Below are 19,903 nucleotides of genomic sequence, written 5' to 3' on the forward strand. Positions count from 1 at the left end.
CACTAAAAAAAAGAACTTAAGCAGGAGTGATGATGATGCATACGATTTATTTAGTCGATGATGAAGTGAACTTGAACCGTGTCTTAGTCAAGTATTTGGAACAGGAAGGTTGGCAAGTTAAATCGTTTACATCAGGAGAAGCTGCGGCATCTGCCATCATTGAAAAACCTGATTTATGGATACTCGACATCATGTTGCCGGATTTGGACGGTTTTCAATTGATCAAACGGATTAAAGCACATGATGAGACGACACCGGTCATCTTCATCTCGGCCCGTGATGAAGACATCGACAAGATCATTGGGCTGGAGATGGGATCGGACGATTACATCGCCAAGCCGTTTCTGCCGCGCGAACTGGTCATTCGTGTGAAGAAGATTTTGGCACGCGCCTACGCCGCACCGAAAACCGGTGTCATTCGTTATGGGGATTATATGATCTATCCGGAAAAACGTGTGATTGAAGAGAATGGTCAAGAGATTGATTTGACCTCAAAAGAATACGACTTATTGATTTTATTCGCGACACAAATCGGGACACCGATGTCGCGTGAACAAATTCTGGTCAGTGTCTGGGGAGACGATTACTTTGGATCTGATCGCGTCGTCGACGATCTTGTACGCCGTGTCCGAAAAAAGCTCTCAAAACTTGAACTCGAGACGATATATGGTATCGGATATCGTCTGGTGGCTGCATGAAAAACCGGAGTCTAGGTTTTCAAATCTGGGCGATGTTTTTATTAGTCATTGCCACGCTCTCGATTGTGATCTTGGTCGTCATGCGCTCGTCGATCGGTAACTTCATCGACGAACAGGTGTATGCGACACTCGAAAACAGTGAAGTGTTTTTCTCGGAAGATGCATCCGTCATTGAGATGCTCCAAGAAAATCCGATTGAATTCGATCGACGAAAACAAGAGTCACGATCGGTTAACGTCTTGTTATTATCAAAAAACGGTAAGCTGTATTATGGCGGTGCGCCCCAACAGTTGGTCAATCAAATGTATCGGGATGCCATTGCGCAAGAAGATGAGATGGAAAAATATACGACACGTCTCGACAAGGAAGATGTTTACTACAGCATCTTGAAGATGGAGATTAAAGGTGAAACGTACTACCGTGTCTCATACGTCTGGGATGCCTATCGTCAAGAATTGATTTCGCAATTATTCTCAAAAATTGGCTGGGTTGTGGCGATCGTCAGTATCTTGACATTGTTCATCGCATTTTGGTTGGCACGTCGATTGACACAACCGTTGATTGAAATTGAAGGGGCTGTCGGAAAAATCGCTGCTCAGCAGTGGGATACACCGCTTCCTCTTGATCGTGGGGACGAAATTGGCCGTTTGGCTCGTTCCGTCAATGCGATGCGAATGGATTTGGAAAAGCAGGATAAAGCCCAAAAATCCCTGCTGCAAAATATTTCTCACGATCTAAAAACACCGATCATGGTCATTCGAAGTTATGCCCAGTCGATTTCAGACGGTATTTATCCCGACGGTGACTTGACGGGATCGGTTTCCGTCATTGAAGAGGAAGCCGAACGGTTGGAGAAAAAGGTAGCTGCATTGTTGTATGTGACGAAACTGGACTATTTTGAGCTTGATCGTTCGAAATGGGATCATGTGGATCTGGACCGGATGGTGCATTTGTTGCAAAAACGGTTTGTCGGAACAAAAGCATTGACCTGGAAAATTTCCGGTGAGGCTGGAATCGTGTTAGGTGAAGGCGAACAATTACGTGTAGCTCTGGAAAACGTGCTGGACAATGCAATCCGTTACGCCGAAACGACGATTGCGATCCGCCTGTCCGGAACAGCGGAGGCAGCAACAATCGAGATTGAGAATGATGGTCCGCCGCTTGATGCTTCATCCCCCCTGTTCCACCAATTTTCGCGTGGTAAGGAAGGGAAGTTTGGTCTTGGATTATATATCGTCAAGCGGATTGTAGAACGTCATGAAGGAACGGTGACGATCGAAAACCAGACGGCGGGAAATGAAAAGGATAAAGTCTGTGTGAAATTTAATTTCCCACGTCACTTCCGAGATCAAGCACCACCAAAAAAATAAGATCTTAAAAAACGAGATAGTCATATCTCGTTTTTTATTTCGGGAAATAATGGCGATGCTCAGCCGGATTCTTCGTAATCTGATATAACCAAATTAATACAAGAAGGGAGAAATCAAAATGCCACATAAAATTACGGAAAAAACGTTAGCACTTATTCCCCGATATGGTCCGTACGGGGAACCGCAAACCTTACTTATTCAAGAACAATCTGAAGTGGTATTAGATGGACACCCAATCAAGTTCATCGAAGAATCTTGTCTGTATTTTGGTTCATCGATGCGCGGACGAATTGAGGCGGCCCGCCACGTACTGGGACCGAATCGGAAAACACCGGTCTTGATTGACTGGAAGGCACAGACGATTTTCTTTCCGACAACAGCCAAGGAAAAGGCAGAGTGTATCTGGATTAATTTCAAGCAGATGAAGGCCGTCCAGAAAAAAGGGAAAACGGTTCAAGTCGAGTTTCAGACCGGACAACGAATTGACACGGAGGTTTCGGCGTACAGCATTGAACGGCAACGAATCAAAACGCTAGAACTTGCATATGAAATGCAACGGAGATTTCAAGAAGAACGACCGATGACGTTTAATAAACCACGATAAGTGGAACATCTTAACAGGAATCTTTAGCAAATAAAGCGAATTAATCCATGAGTGCATAAGAGAGAGAATCGAAGGGGAGGTGAAGCGATCAAACGATCGCTACACAATGAATGAATCATATGAATGGTTAAACCGAAGAAAACTACAACCGGGATTTGGTGTAAACGGAGGACGTCGTTTTATCAGTTCGCGTATCGTCCGTCCGGAAAATACGCCAGGTAAGCGGGTCAAAGGTGTCAAACGGGCACGTCAACTGATTGTGGACGAAGCGGGAAATCGCCGTTGGGTGACGAAACGAATCGTCGTAACAGATGCAGCAAAACATATGACAATCAACCGCCGGACTTCTGTTGCGCAAAAAGAAGTGACAGAATCACGCCTTGAACAGGTCAAACAAAAATTGACTTCGAAAAAAGTGTTCCTGCCGGTCTTGGCAGCGACTGGACTTGCTGTCGCAGGCGGGGTATTAGCATATGTACTTCGTCGGAAAAAACGACATGCAGCTGAACGTCCCGAACAGCAATCGTAATCGAACCGATAAAAAAAGCCGTGCTCCCCATCAACTGATTGTGGGAGAACGGCTTTTTCAATGAGAAAACGTTTCGAGACGCAATTTTTTACAGGAATCGTTTACGAATCGACGTTGAAAGTGCTTTTTCAGAAATCTCTTCTAACTCTTTTTGATTCGTCGGATCGAAGCTGTCATTATAGAATCGACCAACAAATTCTACGCGGTCATAATCCAGTTCCTTGAAAATCAAATGCTTATGATCATCGTAGAATACGACGCGATAATAATCAGAACCACGCTCTAGTGTGACAAGGGCTCGTATGTGTTCCAGTCGTTTTTGTTCATCCGACTTTTCTTCTTCGACGGTTTCATCTGTCGTTTTTGCAGCTTCAGCTTGTTCGAGTGCATTCTTTACCAATTCACTCTTTTGATCTTGTTCTTCAGTCATAGTTATCGCCTCCACTTTTTATTTTACATTGAAATGTACGGATGAGAAAGAAAAATCCCTTAGCCGCCTCGGTGCGCGTCGCAAATCCGGAGAACATTCAGCGCACCGATTCGTAATCGTTCGATTAAGCGGGCAGCAGCCTCCGGATTCGAAATGGTCTCAGCAACCGCGAGTGTCATCAGTTCAATCCAACGTTCAGCATGCGCTTGCTCGATCGGCAAAAGACGATGGATCATCGCAAGGTTCATGCGCTCATCATACTGCTCATATTGTTTGGGTCCACCTGTCAGCTGGATTAAAAAAACGATTTGTGCTTGTTCAACCCGCTGACGGTCAGTCGGGAATAAAGGGAGAAGAAGTTCATCCGCGTAAACCTGTTCATAAAATCGTTTAACCAGTTGTTCAATTGCTTGACGTTTTCCGAGTTCTTCGTAGAGCATCGATGTCCCTCTTTCTGTACATACGGTTTGAATCATCTTGCGACATATCATTATGCCAGTCTTTACCCCTTTTTTGCAACTACGGATCCGGTACCCGATTCATATCTTGTCCCAAAATTGAATGGAAAAAACTTACGACATCACCGGACGTTTGTTCGCATTTATGCGATAATGTACATATGAAAACAACTAGAGGAGGTTGAATATGAATTATATGCATCTAGGTCGTGCCGGTACAGGTAAAACCACAAAGCTGATTGAGCGTGTTGTCGATCAATTGACGGAACAACCGTTAGGCCCGCCCATCTTTTTCATCGTTCCGGATCAAATGTCATTTGAAATGGAACGACGGATTGCGATTGATCCGCGCTTATCCGGTCTTGTGCGAATGGAAGTCATGAGTTTGCGGCGATTTGCGTTCCACATCATCCGTGACCACGGCAATCAAGCGATTCCCTTTTTGGATGAAACCGGTACGCAACTGTTGTTGCGGCAAGTAGTGGAGGAAACGGAAGAAAATTTGAAAATCTTTAAACGGACGAAAAATATGCCCGGTTTTTATAAGGGATTGGATGAATTGATTGCCTCGTTCAAACGGTCGTTGGTGGATCCGGATATGTTACGTCAAATCAGTGAAGTATCGCCTGAACGTTCACCGAAGCTGAATGACTTGGCGTTGATTTATGAACGGTTTACAGAGCGGATTGAAGACAAAGCCCTGCATGCGGATGACTACTTTACAACCCTTATTGAGTTGTTGCCGCAAGCCAATCTGGGACAGGCATGTGTTTATGTTGATGGATTTTATGAATTTTCTTTGCAGGAACAACAAGTGTTGCTTCGTTTGATGGAATTGACGCAAGACATGCATATCAGTTTTACGTTAGACACTGAGGATCCTCATGCCAAACAATCGGAATTTGGTGTATCGCAACGGTGTTACATGCAATTACTGGAACAGATGAAAGAGCGTCAAATCGACCATGAATCCATTCATTACCAGCAACCCGTAAAATTTAAAAGCAGCGGATTACAGATACTTGAGCAAGCGTTACTGGCACCGGGTTATCCGGCCGTCGATCATGAAGTGGACGGGGTGACGGTTACGGCAGCGGTCAATCGGCAAGTCGAAACGGAAGCGGCCGTCAGAAAAGTCATTCAGCTTGTCCGGAACGAAGGATACCGTTTCAATGAAGTTGCGTTTCTTGTCCGTCACCTCGAGCCGTATGCCGATCATTTGGAACGTGCTTTCCAGCTGTATGATATTCCTTATTTTTTGGATCAACGGGAACCGATGGTCCATCATCCAATCGTGGAGTTGTTGCATGCCGTCCTCGAAATCATTCTGACGGGTTACCGGGAAGAATCGGTTTTCCGATTACTGAAAACAGAATTGATTCCATTGCCGGCAGATGATTCGCGCTTGGCGCTTGATCGTTTGGAGACGTTTGTCTTGGAGCGGGGGATCAAAGGTTCCATGTGGAAAAAGCCATGGCAACTGAAACGTCGTCTGGCAGACGAAGTCAGTCTGACTGATGAGGAATTAAAAGAAGAGAATGCGTTGAACGAATGGCGTCAGTTTCTCGTCGATGCGATTGAACCGCTCGAAAAACGGTTTAAGGCCTCGCGGACGATGAGTGAATATACACGTGCCTTGTACCGTTTTTTAGAAGAACATCAGTTGACGGACCAGTTGATGATTTGGAAACAGGAAGCGCTCGATGCGAATCAGTTGGGTCATGCCCGTGAACATGATCAAGTGTATGAAGCAGTCCTCCATCTCTTTGAACAATTGGAAGCGGCAGCTCCGGAAACAACCCTTTCGACGGAACTGTTTATCCAAATGGTCGAAACGGGTCTTGAAAGTCTCCGCTTTGCGCTTGTTCCGCCGTCCCTCGATCAGGTGATTGCAACCGACTATGTCCGGGGACGCTTGCAGAAAATAAAAGTCGTCTTTCTGCTTGGAGCGAACGATGGGTTGATTCCGTTTGTCGAGGATCAGTCGAAGCTGTTATCAGAGAGTGATCATGACTTTTTACATGATCATGGTGTTCCGGTCGGCAAAGCATCACTTGATGTATTTGATGACGAATTGTTTTACCTGTATCAAGGAGTGACGGCACCGAGTGAAGCGCTCCACATCAGCTACGCGCTCGTCGACGAGGACGGGAAGGCCTTGCAACCCGCCTCAATCGTCAAACAAATCAAACGTCAATTGCTGCAGGATCGTCCTGTCAAAACGTCCTTTGCAGAGGCCGGCGATCATGCACCGGACGATCAACTTCAGTTCGTGACGAGTCCGGATCGTGCCGCTGCTGCGACCGCAATCGAGTTACGGCGATTGCAACGCCGGTATCCAATCCAACAATCATGGTTTGATGTCTACAATACGTTGCTCGAAAACGGTCAGGGGCGGGAACGAATGGCTTTGTTCTCAAGTGCGCTGTTTTATCAAAATCAAGCGGAGTCCTTACCGGATGACTTGGCCCGTACGTTGTATGGGGACAACATCAAAGCGAGTGTCTCACGGTTCGAGACGTACAATGCCTGCTCGTATAAACATTTTGCGCGTTACGGATTACGGCTGAAAGAACGGAAATTATATAAATTCGAAGCGCCGGATATCGGCAATCTGTTCCACGGTGCGCTCAATGATCTCTCCGTTAACATCAAGTCGTCCGGTCAGCACTGGCGGGATTTGGATGATCAGTCGTGCAGCCGTCTGGCAAAGGAAGCCGTCGAAAAGGTGACGCCGGAAATTCAAAATGCGATTTTGATGAGTTCGAACCGTTTTGGATATATTAAGAAAAAGCTGACGGATGTCGTCGAGCAGACTGCCAAAATGTTAGTCAAACAAGCAGAACGATCGGACTTTGAACCGGATTTATTCGAAATCAGCTTTGGGAATGCGATGTTCCCGCCGCTTCGGTTTGCTTTACCGGACGGAACGGAAATCGAATTCACAGGGCGGATCGACCGGGTCGATCAAGCGACGATTGGTGATCAATTGTATGTCCGGATCGTCGATTATAAATCGAGTGCCAAAGAACTGGATTTTGCTGAAATTTATTACGGTTTAGCGATTCAGATGCTGCTGTATCTCAAGACCGTCGTGGAGCAGTCGGAAGTACTTTTCAACCAGCAAGCAAAGCCGGCGGGAGCCTTGTATTTCCACGTTAAGAATCCGATGTTACGCGGCGATTTATCAGCTGACGAAATCGAACGCAGCCGCTTGTTGCTGGAATCATATCAAATGCAGGGCGTCATCGTCGAAAATGATGAAGTGCTTCGGGCGATGGATCAGATAGCTTACGATGAGCGGAAAAAATCGCCACTCGTCAAGGTGACGTTCACGAAAACAGGTCTGCACAAATCGCATACCAAAGGGGTCGTGAAGGAAGACGAATTAAACGCCTTGATGGATCATGCGTGGGATGAACTGAAAACGAGCAGTCAGTCGATGTATGAAGGAGATATTGCGATTGATCCGTTTGATTATCAAGAACGAACCCCTTGTACGTTTTGTGAATATCGTTCGGTCTGTCAATTTGATGAATCCCTCGGAAATGATTACCGGCGACTGGACGCCATGTCAGAAAAAGAAGTCTTGGAACGGTTGAAGGAGGATACAGAATGAGTGTGCAATGGACAGACGAACAACAACAGGCCATCGATGCCAGAGGCGGACATATTCTGGTCTCGGCAGCAGCCGGTTCGGGAAAAACGGCCGTTTTAGTCGAGCGGCTGACACAACGGCTCATCAATCAAGAGGATCCATTGACAGCCGACCGGATTCTCGTTGCGACATTTACGAATGCGGCGGCCAAAGAAATGAAGACACGTGTCATCGAGGCGATTGAAGAACAGATTGAACGGTCACCGGAAGATGTGTACCTCAAAAAACAACGACAGATGATGAACCGGGCTCAAATTACGACGATTCACTCGTTCTGTTTATCGATTCTGCGGGAAAATTATTACCGGATCGGTCTTGATCCCGCGTTTCGGATTGCGGAAGAAGCAGAATTGTTATTGTTGCAGGACGACGTCCTGGAAGAAGTATTCGAACAGTTTTATGCGGATGCGGATCCTGCCTTTTACGAGCTGATTGACAGCTATACATCAGACCGGGACGACCAGGCAATGCTGAACCTGATTTCGAATCTGTATCGTTTTTCCCGTTCGCTTCCTGACCCGGAAGCCTTTTATGAACATTTGATTGCCCAGTACGATCAACCGGTGGATCCGGATGAATCTCACTTGTTGACCCGACTGCTTGAGCTCGAATGGGAGCGGGTCGCACCGGTCGTCAACCGCTACCTGGAATTGTCTCATCGGTTGCGGGCCGCCGGGTACGGCGAAATGGCGGATCTGCTGATTCAAGACGTTGCGCCGATTCGGCAAGTCGACCCCCGACGCGATCGTTGGACGACCGTCGCCCTCGCTTTTCAAGCTGTCGAATTCGGACGTTGGAAAAGTGTCCGCGGGGATGATGACATGAAAGTGTTTCAAGCCGAACGGACGCGTCTCGTCAGCGATCTTAAAAAGATGCGGGACTTGTTCGTACAAAAAGACGGAGTCGATTATTTGGAGGACTTGCGTTCCCAACTCGGACATGTACAGATGATTGTGACATTAGTGCGTCGTTTCTCAGAAGCGTATTTAGAAGAAAAACAACAACGGGGAATCGTTGACTTTTCGGACCTTGAACATTTTGCGTTAGCAATCTTGGAACAGGACGGAGAAACGACGGATGTCGCCCGATTGTTGCAGGAGCGTTTTGTTGAAGTGCTGGTCGATGAATACCAAGACACGAATGAAGTTCAGGAGCGAATCTTAAAACTCGTTTCTCAATCGGACGAACAGACGGGAAACCTGTTTATGGTCGGTGACGTCAAACAATCCATCTACAAATTTCGTCATGCGGAACCGGGTTTGTTCCTCAACAAGTTTAAACGGTTCCGGCAAACGGATGTCGGGACACGAATTGATTTAACCAAAAACTTCCGGAGCCGTTTGGAAGTATTGGACGGGACAAATCATATCTTCCGACAGGTGATGGATGAAGCAGTCGGAGAAATTGATTATGATGAGGCCGCTTATTTAAGATTAGGAAATCTGGGGTACGTGGAGTCCGATCAGGTTGCTCCGGAATTGTTGTTGATTGATCAAGTGGAGGCGAATAAGGAAGAACTCGAAGCACAAGTGATTGCGACACGCATCATCGAGATGGTAAACGATGATCATCCGTATCTTGTGTTTGATGCCAAACAAAAACGATTCCGAAAGTGCGAGTACCGTGATATCGTCGTTTTGGTCCGGTCGCGCGGTAAACGTGTTCAGGCGCTCGTGGATGTATTCGAACAATACGAGTTGCCTGTCTATGCCGACACGACGGGCGGCTATTTTCAAGCAACTGAAATTCAAATCATGATGGCATTACTGAAGACGATTGATAATCCGTTGCAGGACATTCCGTTAGCAAGTGTCTTACGGTCGCCGATTTTTGGATTGACGGACCGGGATTTAGGCAGAATTCGGGCAAAATCAAAAGAGGCGAGTTTTTACGAAGCGGCGGTCACGGTCGCACAAGAGCAGACACCACTCGGAATACGGGTGGATGAAGCGCTTCGACAACTTCAAGCATGGCGGACGGAAGCCAGAGGGAAATCACTGGCAGCCTTGATCCGTTCGTTGTTTGATCAGACCGGTTATTACGAATATGTCGGGTGTTTAAACGGCGGTCGGAGTCGACAAGCCAACCTGAATGCCCTCTATGAACGAGCCACACAATATGAAGCTTCCGGATACCGGGGGTTGTATCGATTCCTCCGATTGATTCATCGTCTGGTGGAGCGCGGTGAAGACTTTTCAGAAGCCCGTTCTTTAGGAGAGGATGAGGATGTCGTTCGGATCATGACGATTCATCAATCAAAAGGATTGGAATTTCCGGTGACGATTGTCAGTCAGCTCGGGAAGCAGTTTAATAAGCAGGATCAAATCCAAGCCATCCAATTGCATAAAACATATGGCATCGCATTAGACGCCATTGATCCGGTAAAACGACTCCGCTCGGGAACGCTTTTAAAAGAAGTCATCCGCCGGGAGATGGACCGTGAGATGAAGGCGGAAGAGATGCGTGTGCTGTATGTCGCGATGACACGGGCAAAAGAAAAATTAATCCTGGTTGGTGCCATTAAAGGGTTGGAAGAACAACTTGCTAAATGGCAAGATCAGCCGCTTGATGAGTTGCTGTTACCGGAAATCAACCGGCGTAATGCAAAAACGTATGCTGATTGGGTTGCCCCCGCCGTTTTACGCCATTTCATGTTGAGTGAAGGCGAACAGCAGTGGGCGTTACGCATCATGGCACCGGAAGAGATTGCCCCGTATCAAGAACTGACGAAAATGATTGATCAACTGGAACATGTCCGGGTTTTGGAAAAAATCGATCATGCTGGAAATGAAGCATTAAAACAGCGGATTGAAGAAGCCTTAACGTATCAATATCCGTATCAAGCCGCAACCGACACGGCAGCCAAACAAACCGTGACAGAATTGAAACGGACCGAACAGCTCGAACGGGCGGCTTTCGAAGCGACGTATCGGCAAGCGACCTATTACCGGACACCACAATTTTTGGGACCAACTTTGACAGGGGCCGAGCGGGGAACGGTTCTTCATTTGGCGATGCAATTGTATGAAGCGGATCGTCCTCTCGAAGAGCAAATTACCGAGTGGGAGCAAGGGGAACGGATTTCTGCTTTAGAAGCCGGTACGATGCGTGAAGCAGTGCCGGAGCTCAAGGCGTTTCTTGATTCCGAAATCGGACAGCTTTTTGAGCGGCGCCTTGCGACAGGAGACGTCTACCGGGAATTGCCGTTCACCTATAAAATCGATTCCGTCCGATTCCGTCCGGATTGGTATGGTCCGAGTGATCAAGCCGTCATGCAGGGGATTGTCGATTGTCTGATACGTGACGGAGAGGAGTATATTCTTTTAGATTATAAATCCGATCAAGTCTTTGAAACGGCTGACAGCCAAGACCCACACGAGATGTTACGGGAACGCTATGCGACCCAGCTGAATTTATATCAAGAAGCACTGGAAGCGATTTTGAAAATCACGATTTCCAAAAAACTGATTTATGCTTTTTCACTTCATGAACTGATTGAAATCGATTAAGAAAGTTTTGTCTAACAAACGTCTAACCAACCTGTTTTGTCACGCGTCTTGTGATGAGAACAAATTGGTTAGACGATTTTCGTTTCTAAATATGAAAGAACTGTGTAAAATGAAAAGGTATGTACGTAAACTAATGGTTCATTACAGGAGGTTTTATAGATGGCACGTATTTTATTAGCAGAAGATGAAGATGTCTTACGAATGTTGGTGCTCGATACATTAGAAGACGAAGGATATACGATTGATGAAGCAACAGACGGAGATGAGGCCTATCAAAAAATCATGAGCGAGCATTACGATCTTGTGTTACTCGACTATATGATGCCTGGTATGACTGGAATCGAAGTCATTGAAAAAGTACGGCAACATCCGGATAAACAACAACTGAAAATCATGATGTTAACAGCCAAAAGTCAACAATCCGACCGGGAACGAGCGGAAGAAATCGGTGCGAATTATTTCTTCTCAAAACCGTTCAGTCCACTTGAATTGATTGATGTCGTAGGAGGAATATTGAGTGATCATCCGGTGGATTAATCGAAAAATCGGACGCCAGCTGATGGCTTCCTTTTATATCGTTTTAACGACGCTGATGATTTCTTCATTGATTGTCTATAATTATACTGACACGAAACTACAGGAGACACGACTCAAGCTTGAAGATATTAGAGATCGCAGTGCCCGTGCCGGTGCACTTTGGGAAGAATGGCAAGACTTGCAGTTCAATATGCGGGGGTATGCTCTGATTGGTGATCAGGAGATCTATCAAAAGATGGTGGATCAACAGGCGACGATTGACGAGCAGACACGTTGGTTTGAGGAAAATGCGATTTATGAGCAAGGGAAAGATTATGCCCGTTCTTCGCGTGAACTGTATGCCTATTATTTTGAGGCAATTTTGCCGTTGATTCAATCCTATGTCGAAGCCAAAGCATCCGGTGAGGTCAATGAATCGTTTTTAGAGGGAACGACATTGACGTCCTTACCGCTGGGGAAAGAATTGCTCGCGAACGGACGAATCAAGCTCGATGCGTCCGGAAACATCGACGTCTTGTCTGAAATCAATAAAAGTGAGTTGGCGCTTGGCGGCTACCGGGACTTCCTTGAGGAGTGGTCGGGAAAGACAAGTCAACAGCTTGAACAAGAAATCCAGACGACTCAACTGATTTGGCTTTCAAATATCATCGTGTTGGTCGGAGTATTGATTTTCTTTGTGTACCCGTTCATTCGAAAAATTACCGCCGAGTTGCTCTCGCTCGTCAAAAACAGCCAGCGTCTTGCGGGAGGGGAAGACATTTCGCGTGTCGAAGTGCCTGACCGAAAAGATGAAATCGGTATTTTAGCGTTATCCTTTAATCAGATGGCGGGTTCGATTTCAGAAAACAAACAGCATATGCTGGCGAAAAATGAAGAACTTCAAGCCCAGCAAGAAGAGTTACAAGCGCAACAAGAGGAACTGCAGGCACAACAGCAGGAACTCGAAGAAGCACTTGAACTGACGATGCGAAATGAACAACACCTCCAATATCGCAATGATTTGACGGAAACACTGGCGGCGCGGGAAGCGTTGACGGCATATCCGGAGATCATTGAGAAGCTGATCACGATCACCGATTCAGAAATCGGTGCCCTTGTGTTCGTGGATGAGGGATCTGCGTATTCGATCGTGACACACGGAATGACGGAAGAACTGTCCGAACAATTATTAGGCAGTGATTTTTCGTTGTTGAAACGAGCTGACTCGCTGAAGAAAGCTGTCCATTCATCGAAACAAGTGGCCAGTAACCATCCACTGCCGTATCCGTACTATATGTACGAGACGGCAGTACCGATTCTTGATCCGGCGTCGGAGGAAGTGATCGCGTTTATCTACCTGGTTCGTTACCGGGATCAGTTTACGAACGAACAGATGCGGGATGTCATGTCCTTCTCACGGCAACTGTCGTTATCGCTTCTCCGCATGCGGTTATTTGACGAGATGAACCGGGAAAAAACAAAGACGGAACGGATTTTAGATTCGATTCGGGAAGCGGTCATTTACATCGAACCGGGGAAAGAGGATGTGTTCGTGAATCGTCCGCTGTATGATCTGTTCCCGGAACTCCAATTCGGGACGGCGAAAACGGAAACCCTTCAAGGCTGTCTGAATACGATCCATGCGGTCGTTGATGAACCGGAAGCCTTCTCCCGTTATGTAGAAGCTGTACTGCAGGGCGAAGTTCCAAAAGACAGCCTCCAGTTCTCGATTCGTGAACAAGTCGTTTTCATTCAATTTTATGTGGAGTCGATTGAAATAGAAGGGGTACGAAAAGGGACGATGCTTGTCTTGCGGGATGTCACGAAAGAAACCGAGATGGATCGTTTGAAATCGGAGTTGGTCTCGACGGTTTCGCATGAATTACGGACACCGTTATCATCGATTTACGGATTCACTGAGTTGATGTTGAACCGGGACATCGATGTATCCCGACAAGACCGTTATTTAAAGACGATTCATTCTGAAACCGAGCGCTTGGCGAATTTGGTGAATGACTTCTTGGATGTCCAACGAATGGAATCCGGAACCCAGTCCTATCAAAAGGGATTGATTGATTTACGCCCGTTGTTGGAAGAGACGACGCAATTTTATGCCGCGTCGACAGCGCAACATACCATTACATTTTGTGCGCACGACGATGCCTCGTATCCTCTGATTGAAGCGGACGAAGAAAAGATGAAACAATTGATGAACAATCTGCTGAATAATGCGGTGAAATATTCTCCACTCGGCGGAAATATCGAGGTCGCGCTTACTGTAGAGCATCAATATGTTCAAATTGACGTTCGCGATGAAGGAATCGGGATTCCGAGCAACGCTCTCGCGAAACTGTTCGAGAAGTTTTATCGAGTCGATAATTCGGACAGCCGAAAAATTGGTGGAACCGGTCTTGGGTTGGCAATCTGTAAAGAGATCGTGGAAGGACACGGCGGAAATATTTCCGTCGCGTCGGTTGAAAAACGGGGAAGCACGTTTACCGTAAAACTGCCGCACATCGTCACGACATATGAAACAGTTTCTGACATGATCGATATCTCAGGAAAATAATGCTATATCTACTGTGAAAAATCAGCTACGATATAGTAAGAAATTAAAAAAGGGGGAACTACAATGCCGATTACTGCATTTGTGCACACACACGTCTTATTATGGGTCTTACTGCTCGTCACATTTTTTGTCGCCTTTTCCATGTACAAGAACGGAAAAAGTGCTGCAAAGGGGATTCACATGGCGTTCCGTTTATTGCTGTTATTGACGTTCGCAACCGGTCTTTATCTTTACATTCAAATTATGGGGGCTTCTGCTAATCCGGATGGTTTGTATCATGCGAAGATCACTGCCGGAATTTTAGTACTGGTACTGGGTGAGTTGACGCTTGTCCGTCTGAAAAAAGGGAAATCCTATTCCGGCTTCCTGCTTGGATTTGCTGCACTGGTCCTCGTGACGATCTTCCTCGGGTATTCTTTACCGTACGGAATGCAGTTCTTCTAAACTGAACAAATTGTCAGCGTGGAGCTGACTCCGACACACGTTTCGTCCAATTATGACGAAGCGTGTTTTTTTGTGGTTACAATCTGTTGTTATTTGGGAAAAGGGATATATTACGCAGTTGAGAGGGGAACGCTTGTGGCACAGTTGAAAGAATGGACAAAAGTTTTCCGGGCAAGAAAATGGATGAAACGAGCAGAACCTGTCTTACCTTTATGGCATGGGTACATTGGATACAAGTATGGGTTGTTTGACGTGTTGGGTTCGGGGGCAACACAAGCGGAAGCACAAATTCGTTTAAAACAACCACTGACGGCAGAAGCCTTATCACGCTGGTTTGAAGTAGGGTTGGCCGTCGGACACTTGAAAAAGAAAGACCTGCGCTACACCGCAACACGCCATGTTTTACCTGAGTTATCGAAATCGGATGACCGGAGTATTGGCTTCATGTTATCAGAACTGATGGAATTGCATCTTCCGGCCCTATTTTCGTATCCAAAGTTCTTGGAAGATGGTCAACAAAAAACATTTGACGGCGAAGAACACGGGGATATCGTCGCTGAGACGTCTGCCTTGGTGGAAACTGTCGCTTTTCCCGCCGTCCGACATATCATTCGGAATCAAAATGTGACTTCTTTACTGGATATCGGTTGTGCGTACGGCGGTTACTTACGCAAAATCCATGAAGCCTTGCCGGAACTCCGACTGGCCGGAATCGACATCGAGGAGTCTGTCATTGAAGAAGCAAAACGACGTGATACGACCGGGGAAATCGATTTTGTAGTCGGAGATATCAAGACATTTGAAGTCAAGGAAACTTATGACGGTGTCATGATGAATAATATTCTGTACTACTTCCCGAAAGAAGAACGCCTCCGCCTTCTGGAAGGGGTCCGTCGTTTCGTCAAGGATGCCGGAACCGTCATCTTGGTCACACCACTACGTGACAGTGAATACGGTGCACCGTTCTCGGCTGCCTTTAATGCGTTCATGACCTTACATGAAAATCTTTATCCGTTACCAGGGAAAGAGGAATTAACGGAACAACTACATGCCGCCGGTTTCGAAAATGTCTCGATTTCACCGTTTTTGAAAGAAGGAGCTTGGTATATTGTGACTGCAAACGCCACTTCCTGATGGAAGATTGGCGTTTTTACAGTTTTAACGCAGTTCAAATTTGTGGGGATGAGTATGTGATTAGTATAATAGTTAAAACGAATAGAGATAAAAAGGAGAGATTCGTGTGAAGCAGCGTGTAGCCGTTATTGGAGCAGGACCTGGAGGGCTCGCTTGTGCGATGTTGCTTGCGGGCAGAGGAGTAGACGTAACCGTATACGAAAAACAACCGATTGTGGGTGGGCGAACCTCTCGTGTACAAGTAGGCGAGTATCAATTTGACCGTGGACCTACTTTTTTAAATATGCCGCATATTTTAGAGAATCTATTTACGAGTATCGGATTGAAGATGAGTGATTATTTGGACTTAAAGGCGCTTGATCCGATGTATACGTTATATTTCAACGGTGGGAAAGAACACTTTACGATGACGACGGATCGTGATCGGATGAAACAGACGATTGAACAGCATTTTCCGGGGAACGGTGAAGGGTACGATCGTTTCATGGCAGAACAGGCGTTAAAGCTCGGAAAATTGATGCCGATTTTGCAAACGAAACATGATAAGTTGACAGATTATCTGTCACCACGTGTCATTACCGCGCTTCCACGACTATCTCTGGGACGATCGTTGTACGATGTCTTGTCAGACTATTTCACAAGCGAAGAACTCAAATATGCCTTTACGTTTCAGGCGAAATATTTAGGAATGTCAGCATGGGAATGCCCGGGTGGATTTTCGATTTTGTCTTACATGGAACATGCTTACGGGGTCCATCACCCGATCGGCGGAATGAACCGCATTCCAGAAGCGATGAAACAGGCCATCGAAGAACTCGGCGGGACCGTTCATCTGGAGACGGGAATCAGCGAATTGATCCTGGATGGAAAAGCAGCGACCGGAGTCATTTTAGAGTCCGGAGAACACGTCCTATATGATGATGTTGTGGTCGGTGCCGATTTTGCCCATGCGATGAATCATCTTGTTCCGGAAGGTGTCCTGAAAAAATGGTCACGTCCGAAGATTGACCGTAAAAAATTCTCTTGTTCAACGTTCATGCTGTACTTAGGCGTCAATAAAACCTTTGATGCACCGCATCATACGATTTATTTTGCCGACGATTACGAGAAAAACGTGCGCGAGATGACGCAGACGCTCGAGTTATCGGAAGATTTTTCGTTTTACGTTCAAAATCCGTCGGTGATCGATACGACACTTGCACCGGAAGGCAAATCAGCCTTGTACGTCTTGGTACCGGTTCCGAATAATTATTCCGAACTCGACTGGGCCATTGAAGGACCCAAGTTACGTCGCCGTGTTCTCGATGCGCTTGAAGACCGTTCTCCATACAAAGGTGTCGAAGCTGCAATCGAAGTTGAAGAAATGTTCACACCGGATGACTGGGAAGCAATGGGCGTACACCAGGGTGCAACCTTTAACCTGGGCCATCAATTGACACAGATGATGTATTTCAGACCACATAACCGTTTTGAAGAATTGGATCATGTTTATTTAGTAGGCGGAGGAACGCATCCTGGAAGCGGGCTGCCGACGATTTTTGAATCGGCCCGGATTACAGCCGACTTATTGACAAGTGAAGTAGGTGCTTTGAAATGAAGATCGGATTCGTTGGAGCAGGCGTCGGTACGTTACATGCAGCATTATTATTAACAAAACGTTATCCGGAAGTTGAAATCACGATTTTTGAAAAGGAAGCACGAGCTGGCGGCAGACTGACATCCGTTGATTTTCAGTCCGGCGGCCGGATTGATCAAGGTCCGACGATTGTGCTGATGCCTGGGAAGCTACAGGAACAATTAAAAGAAGCGGGTCTTGAAGGTGTTGAACTGGAACGGATTGATCCGTTGTATGATCTTCATTTCGACGACGGGACAGTCGTCACGAAACAAGCCGATGTCGTCGCTCAAGCAGTAGCGATTGAGCGCCAGTTTGGTGAAGGTCGCGGTTTTCAAGAATTTATGAATCAAAAAGCAAAGGATTATGATGTCAGTGTATCGAAATTTTTAGAGCGGAGTTATTTCCGCAAAACGGAATTGTTGCAACCGAGTATGTTGGCACCACTTGTGAAAATGCATGCACTTGAGACGGCGCACGATCATTTGAAGCGTTATTTTAAAAGTAAGTATTTACGGATGGCTTACAGTTTTCCGACGTTTTACATCGGCGGAAATCCGTATACGACCCCTTCGATTTATGGATTGATTCCTTACCGGGAACAGCAAGAAGGTGTCTGGTATGTCAAAGGCGGTTACTTCTCCTTGGCGGAGCGGATGTACGAGGAGTTGGTTCGACGGGGTGTGCGGTTCGCGTTTAACCAACCGGTTGAACGTGTAATGATTAGTGAAGGCCAAGCTAAAGGAGTGCTTGTCAACGGACAGGAACATCTGTATGACAGCGTTGTGTTAAATGGTGAGTTTCCGCTCATGGAATACTTGGTGGAAGGTAAGCAGCCTAAAAAATATGTCCCATCCGGCGGTACCCTGTTATTGTACTTTAAGATAAAGGGAAAAGTGGATCTACCGGTGCATCGTTTCCTGATGCCAAGTGATCTTCAACCTTTGATGACATCGATCTTTAAAAAAGATGAGTTACCGGAGCATCCGGCGGTGTATCTGTTTAATCCGAGCAAGGTGGATGATACATTAACGGAAGCGGATGACAGTGTCGTTTACGCCCTGGTTCCATCACCACGCGGTTTTGACCGGGACCGGTACGAGGCGCATGGATTCATCGACCGGATTTTGGCCAAAATCGAGCAACATGTGCCCGGGTTCGAACAGCAGGTCATGGAAATGCAGATTCGAACACCTCAAGATGCACAAGAATTTGGATTATATGAGGGCGGAAGTTTTGGAATCGCACCAACGATTCGCCAATCTGCTGCCTTAAAGACACAAGCAAAACCATACGCTGATATTGAACGGTTATATGCAGTCGGCGCATCTGTCCATCCATGTGGAGGCGTTCCGATCGTCATGATGGGAGCGACATTACTTGTCAATCGAATGGAACAAGAGATGAGGTGGAAAAGTGGATACAGTGACGAACGCGTACGTAGTATGTGAACAAACGATTCAAAGCGGATCTAAAACATTTTATAAGGCCTTTTCCTTATTACCGAAGCAAGACCGGATGGCAGTGTATGCCATTTACACATTTTGTCGGTTCCTTGACGATACGGTAGATGAATCCGCCACACCAAAAGAAAGTTTAGCAGAATTTTTAGAAGAATTTCGTTTGTTCCGATCCGGTCAGTCAATTGAAAAACCGTTATGGATTGCTCTTTCAGATGTTTTTTCTCGATATGAAATGGATGAGACACCTTTTTTAGAGTTGGCAGAGGGCATGCGTTGGGACATTGAGAAAAATCGTTACCAGTCTTTAGAGGAAACGGAAAAGTACAGCTATTATGTCGCGAGTACGGTCGGTTTGATGTTACTGCCAATCCTTGCTCCAAACCAACCCGATCTACGTGAATCCGCGATTCAACTCGGCATTGCAATGCAACTGACGAACATTCTGCGTGATGTCGGGGAAGATGCAAAACGAGGACGCGTCTACTTGCCGAAGAACTGGATGGATGAATATGGCGTAACGACCGAATCGTTATTAGCCGGCACACCGTCTGGTGATTTTGCCGGATTGTGGGAAGCATTGGCTTTAAGAGCCGAGCACCTGTACGATGCGGCAACGCCATCATTCGACCGATACCCGAAAGAGAGTCGTCGGGCATTAAAAGTAGCGGCCTTACTGTACCGTGGTATCCTGGATGCGGCACGCGATAACCAGTATGATGTCTTTACGAAGCGTGCTTACGTCAGCCGGTGGCAAAAGATGAAGTTACTGGCTACAATCTGATCGACTGATTGATTAAAATCATCGGATCGTGATGTTGAAACTCCATAAAAAAAAGACCTTGGCGGGGACCAAGGTCTTTTTTTTATGGAGTTTAGACCGGGGAGTCTAAACTTGATCTGTGTATG

Annotated in this window: 15 protein-coding genes; 13 read left to right on the plus strand and 2 right to left on the minus strand. The window is 46.4% G+C overall.

Going from position 1 to position 19,903, the window contains the following annotated elements; translation table 11 throughout:
* Window positions 1-32 precede the first annotated feature (32 nt).
* The 4 genes from D3D03_RS00370 (at window position 33) to D3D03_RS00385 (ending at window position 3,201) form a co-directional block, all read left to right on the plus strand.
* Window positions 33-698, plus strand: coding sequence for a response regulator transcription factor (locus D3D03_RS00370; RefSeq protein WP_026833724.1), 666 nt, complete (start codon window positions 33-35; stop codon window positions 696-698).
* Window positions 695-2,068: a sensor histidine kinase gene (locus D3D03_RS00375; protein WP_119922434.1), complete on the plus strand. Its 1,374-nt coding sequence runs from the start codon at window positions 695-697 to the stop codon at window positions 2,066-2,068. The genes D3D03_RS00370 and D3D03_RS00375 overlap by 4 nt, the downstream gene beginning before the upstream one ends.
* A 118-nt stretch (window positions 2,069-2,186) precedes the next feature.
* Window positions 2,187-2,672, plus strand: coding sequence for a competence protein ComK (locus tag D3D03_RS00380; protein ID WP_026833722.1), 486 nt, complete (start codon window positions 2,187-2,189; stop codon window positions 2,670-2,672).
* 106 nt (window positions 2,673-2,778) lie between these two features.
* Window positions 2,779-3,201 (plus strand): hypothetical protein, encoded by a 423-nt coding sequence (locus D3D03_RS00385; protein WP_026833721.1) that lies wholly within the window; start codon window positions 2,779-2,781, stop codon window positions 3,199-3,201.
* An 88-nt stretch (window positions 3,202-3,289) separates the two neighbouring features.
* Here the strand turns inward: D3D03_RS00385 and D3D03_RS00390 are convergent, their stop codons facing one another.
* Both D3D03_RS00390 and D3D03_RS00395 read right to left on the minus strand, forming a co-directional pair.
* Complete coding sequence (locus tag D3D03_RS00390; RefSeq protein WP_026833720.1) at window positions 3,290-3,631, minus strand: hypothetical protein; 342 nt, start codon at window positions 3,629-3,631, stop codon at window positions 3,290-3,292.
* 59 nt (window positions 3,632-3,690) lie between these two features.
* Window positions 3,691-4,071, minus strand: a complete 381-nt coding sequence (locus D3D03_RS00395) for a truncated hemoglobin (protein ID WP_026833719.1) — start codon at window positions 4,069-4,071, stop codon at window positions 3,691-3,693.
* Between the two features lie 205 nt (window positions 4,072-4,276).
* Here D3D03_RS00395 and addB point away from each other — a divergent pair, with 205 nt between their 5' ends.
* The 9 genes from addB to D3D03_RS00440 all read left to right on the plus strand — a co-directional run bounded on the left by addB (window position 4,277) and on the right by D3D03_RS00440 (window position 19,778).
* Window positions 4,277-7,708 carry a helicase-exonuclease AddAB subunit AddB gene (addB, locus tag D3D03_RS00400; protein ID WP_026833718.1) on the plus strand — a complete coding sequence of 1,144 codons (3,432 nt, stop codon included), beginning with the start codon at window positions 4,277-4,279 and terminating at the stop codon, window positions 7,706-7,708.
* Window positions 7,705-11,256 carry a helicase-exonuclease AddAB subunit AddA gene (gene addA, locus D3D03_RS00405; RefSeq protein ID WP_119922435.1) on the plus strand — a complete coding sequence of 1,184 codons (3,552 nt, stop codon included), beginning with the start codon at window positions 7,705-7,707 and terminating at the stop codon, window positions 11,254-11,256. Before addB ends, addA begins: the two co-directional genes overlap by 4 nt.
* Window positions 11,257-11,415: 159 nt before the next feature.
* Window positions 11,416-11,793: a response regulator gene (locus D3D03_RS00410; RefSeq protein WP_119922436.1), complete on the plus strand. Its 378-nt coding sequence runs from the start codon at window positions 11,416-11,418 to the stop codon at window positions 11,791-11,793.
* Window positions 11,774-14,341: an ATP-binding protein gene (locus D3D03_RS00415; protein WP_119922437.1), complete on the plus strand. Its 2,568-nt coding sequence runs from the start codon at window positions 11,774-11,776 to the stop codon at window positions 14,339-14,341. Before D3D03_RS00410 ends, D3D03_RS00415 begins: the two co-directional genes overlap by 20 nt.
* Before the next feature lie 63 nt (window positions 14,342-14,404).
* On the plus strand, window positions 14,405-14,785 hold the full coding sequence (locus tag D3D03_RS00420; RefSeq protein ID WP_119922438.1) for a DUF1516 family protein: 381 nt from the start codon (window positions 14,405-14,407) through the stop codon (window positions 14,783-14,785).
* A gap of 135 nt (window positions 14,786-14,920) precedes the next feature.
* Window positions 14,921-15,919 carry a class I SAM-dependent methyltransferase gene (locus D3D03_RS00425; protein WP_119922439.1) on the plus strand — a complete coding sequence of 333 codons (999 nt, stop codon included), beginning with the start codon at window positions 14,921-14,923 and terminating at the stop codon, window positions 15,917-15,919.
* Window positions 15,920-16,025: 106 nt separating this feature from the next.
* Window positions 16,026-17,516, plus strand: a complete 1,491-nt coding sequence (locus D3D03_RS00430) for a phytoene desaturase family protein (RefSeq protein ID WP_119922440.1) — start codon at window positions 16,026-16,028, stop codon at window positions 17,514-17,516.
* A complete protein-coding gene (locus D3D03_RS00435) occupies window positions 17,513-18,985 on the plus strand; it encodes a phytoene desaturase family protein (protein WP_119922441.1) in 1,473 nt (490 codons plus the stop codon). Before D3D03_RS00430 ends, D3D03_RS00435 begins: the two co-directional genes overlap by 4 nt.
* Window positions 18,951-19,778 (plus strand): phytoene/squalene synthase family protein, encoded by an 828-nt coding sequence (locus D3D03_RS00440; protein WP_026833710.1) that lies wholly within the window; start codon window positions 18,951-18,953, stop codon window positions 19,776-19,778. Before D3D03_RS00435 ends, D3D03_RS00440 begins: the two co-directional genes overlap by 35 nt.
* Window positions 19,779-19,903 lie beyond the last annotated feature (125 nt).

The sequence above is a fragment of the Exiguobacterium sp. RIT452 genome, from assembly GCF_003598705.1.
Taxonomy (GTDB): Bacteria; Bacillota; Bacilli; order Exiguobacteriales; family Exiguobacteriaceae; genus Exiguobacterium_A; species Exiguobacterium_A undae.

Bases quoted from the DNA above. Each gene is read 5' to 3' on its own strand.
- D3D03_RS00370 (WP_026833724.1), top strand. From the start codon at position 33: ATGATGCATACGATTTATTTAGTCGATGATGAAGTGAACTTGAACCGT.
- D3D03_RS00375 (WP_119922434.1), top strand. From the start codon at position 695: ATGAAAAACCGGAGTCTAGGTTTTCAAATCTGGGCGATGTTTTTATTA.
- D3D03_RS00380 (WP_026833722.1), top strand. From the start codon at position 2,187: ATGCCACATAAAATTACGGAAAAAACGTTAGCACTTATTCCCCGATAT.
- D3D03_RS00385 (WP_026833721.1), top strand. From the start codon at position 2,779: ATGAATGAATCATATGAATGGTTAAACCGAAGAAAACTACAACCGGGA.
- D3D03_RS00390 (WP_026833720.1), bottom strand. From the start codon at position 3,631: ATGACTGAAGAACAAGATCAAAAGAGTGAATTGGTAAAGAATGCACTC.
- D3D03_RS00395 (WP_026833719.1), bottom strand. From the start codon at position 4,071: ATGCTCTACGAAGAACTCGGAAAACGTCAAGCAATTGAACAACTGGTT.
- addB (WP_026833718.1), top strand. From the start codon at position 4,277: ATGAATTATATGCATCTAGGTCGTGCCGGTACAGGTAAAACCACAAAG.
- addA (WP_119922435.1), top strand. From the start codon at position 7,705: ATGAGTGTGCAATGGACAGACGAACAACAACAGGCCATCGATGCCAGA.
- D3D03_RS00410 (WP_119922436.1), top strand. From the start codon at position 11,416: ATGGCACGTATTTTATTAGCAGAAGATGAAGATGTCTTACGAATGTTG.
- D3D03_RS00420 (WP_119922438.1), top strand. From the start codon at position 14,405: ATGCCGATTACTGCATTTGTGCACACACACGTCTTATTATGGGTCTTA.
- D3D03_RS00435 (WP_119922441.1), top strand. From the start codon at position 17,513: ATGAAGATCGGATTCGTTGGAGCAGGCGTCGGTACGTTACATGCAGCA.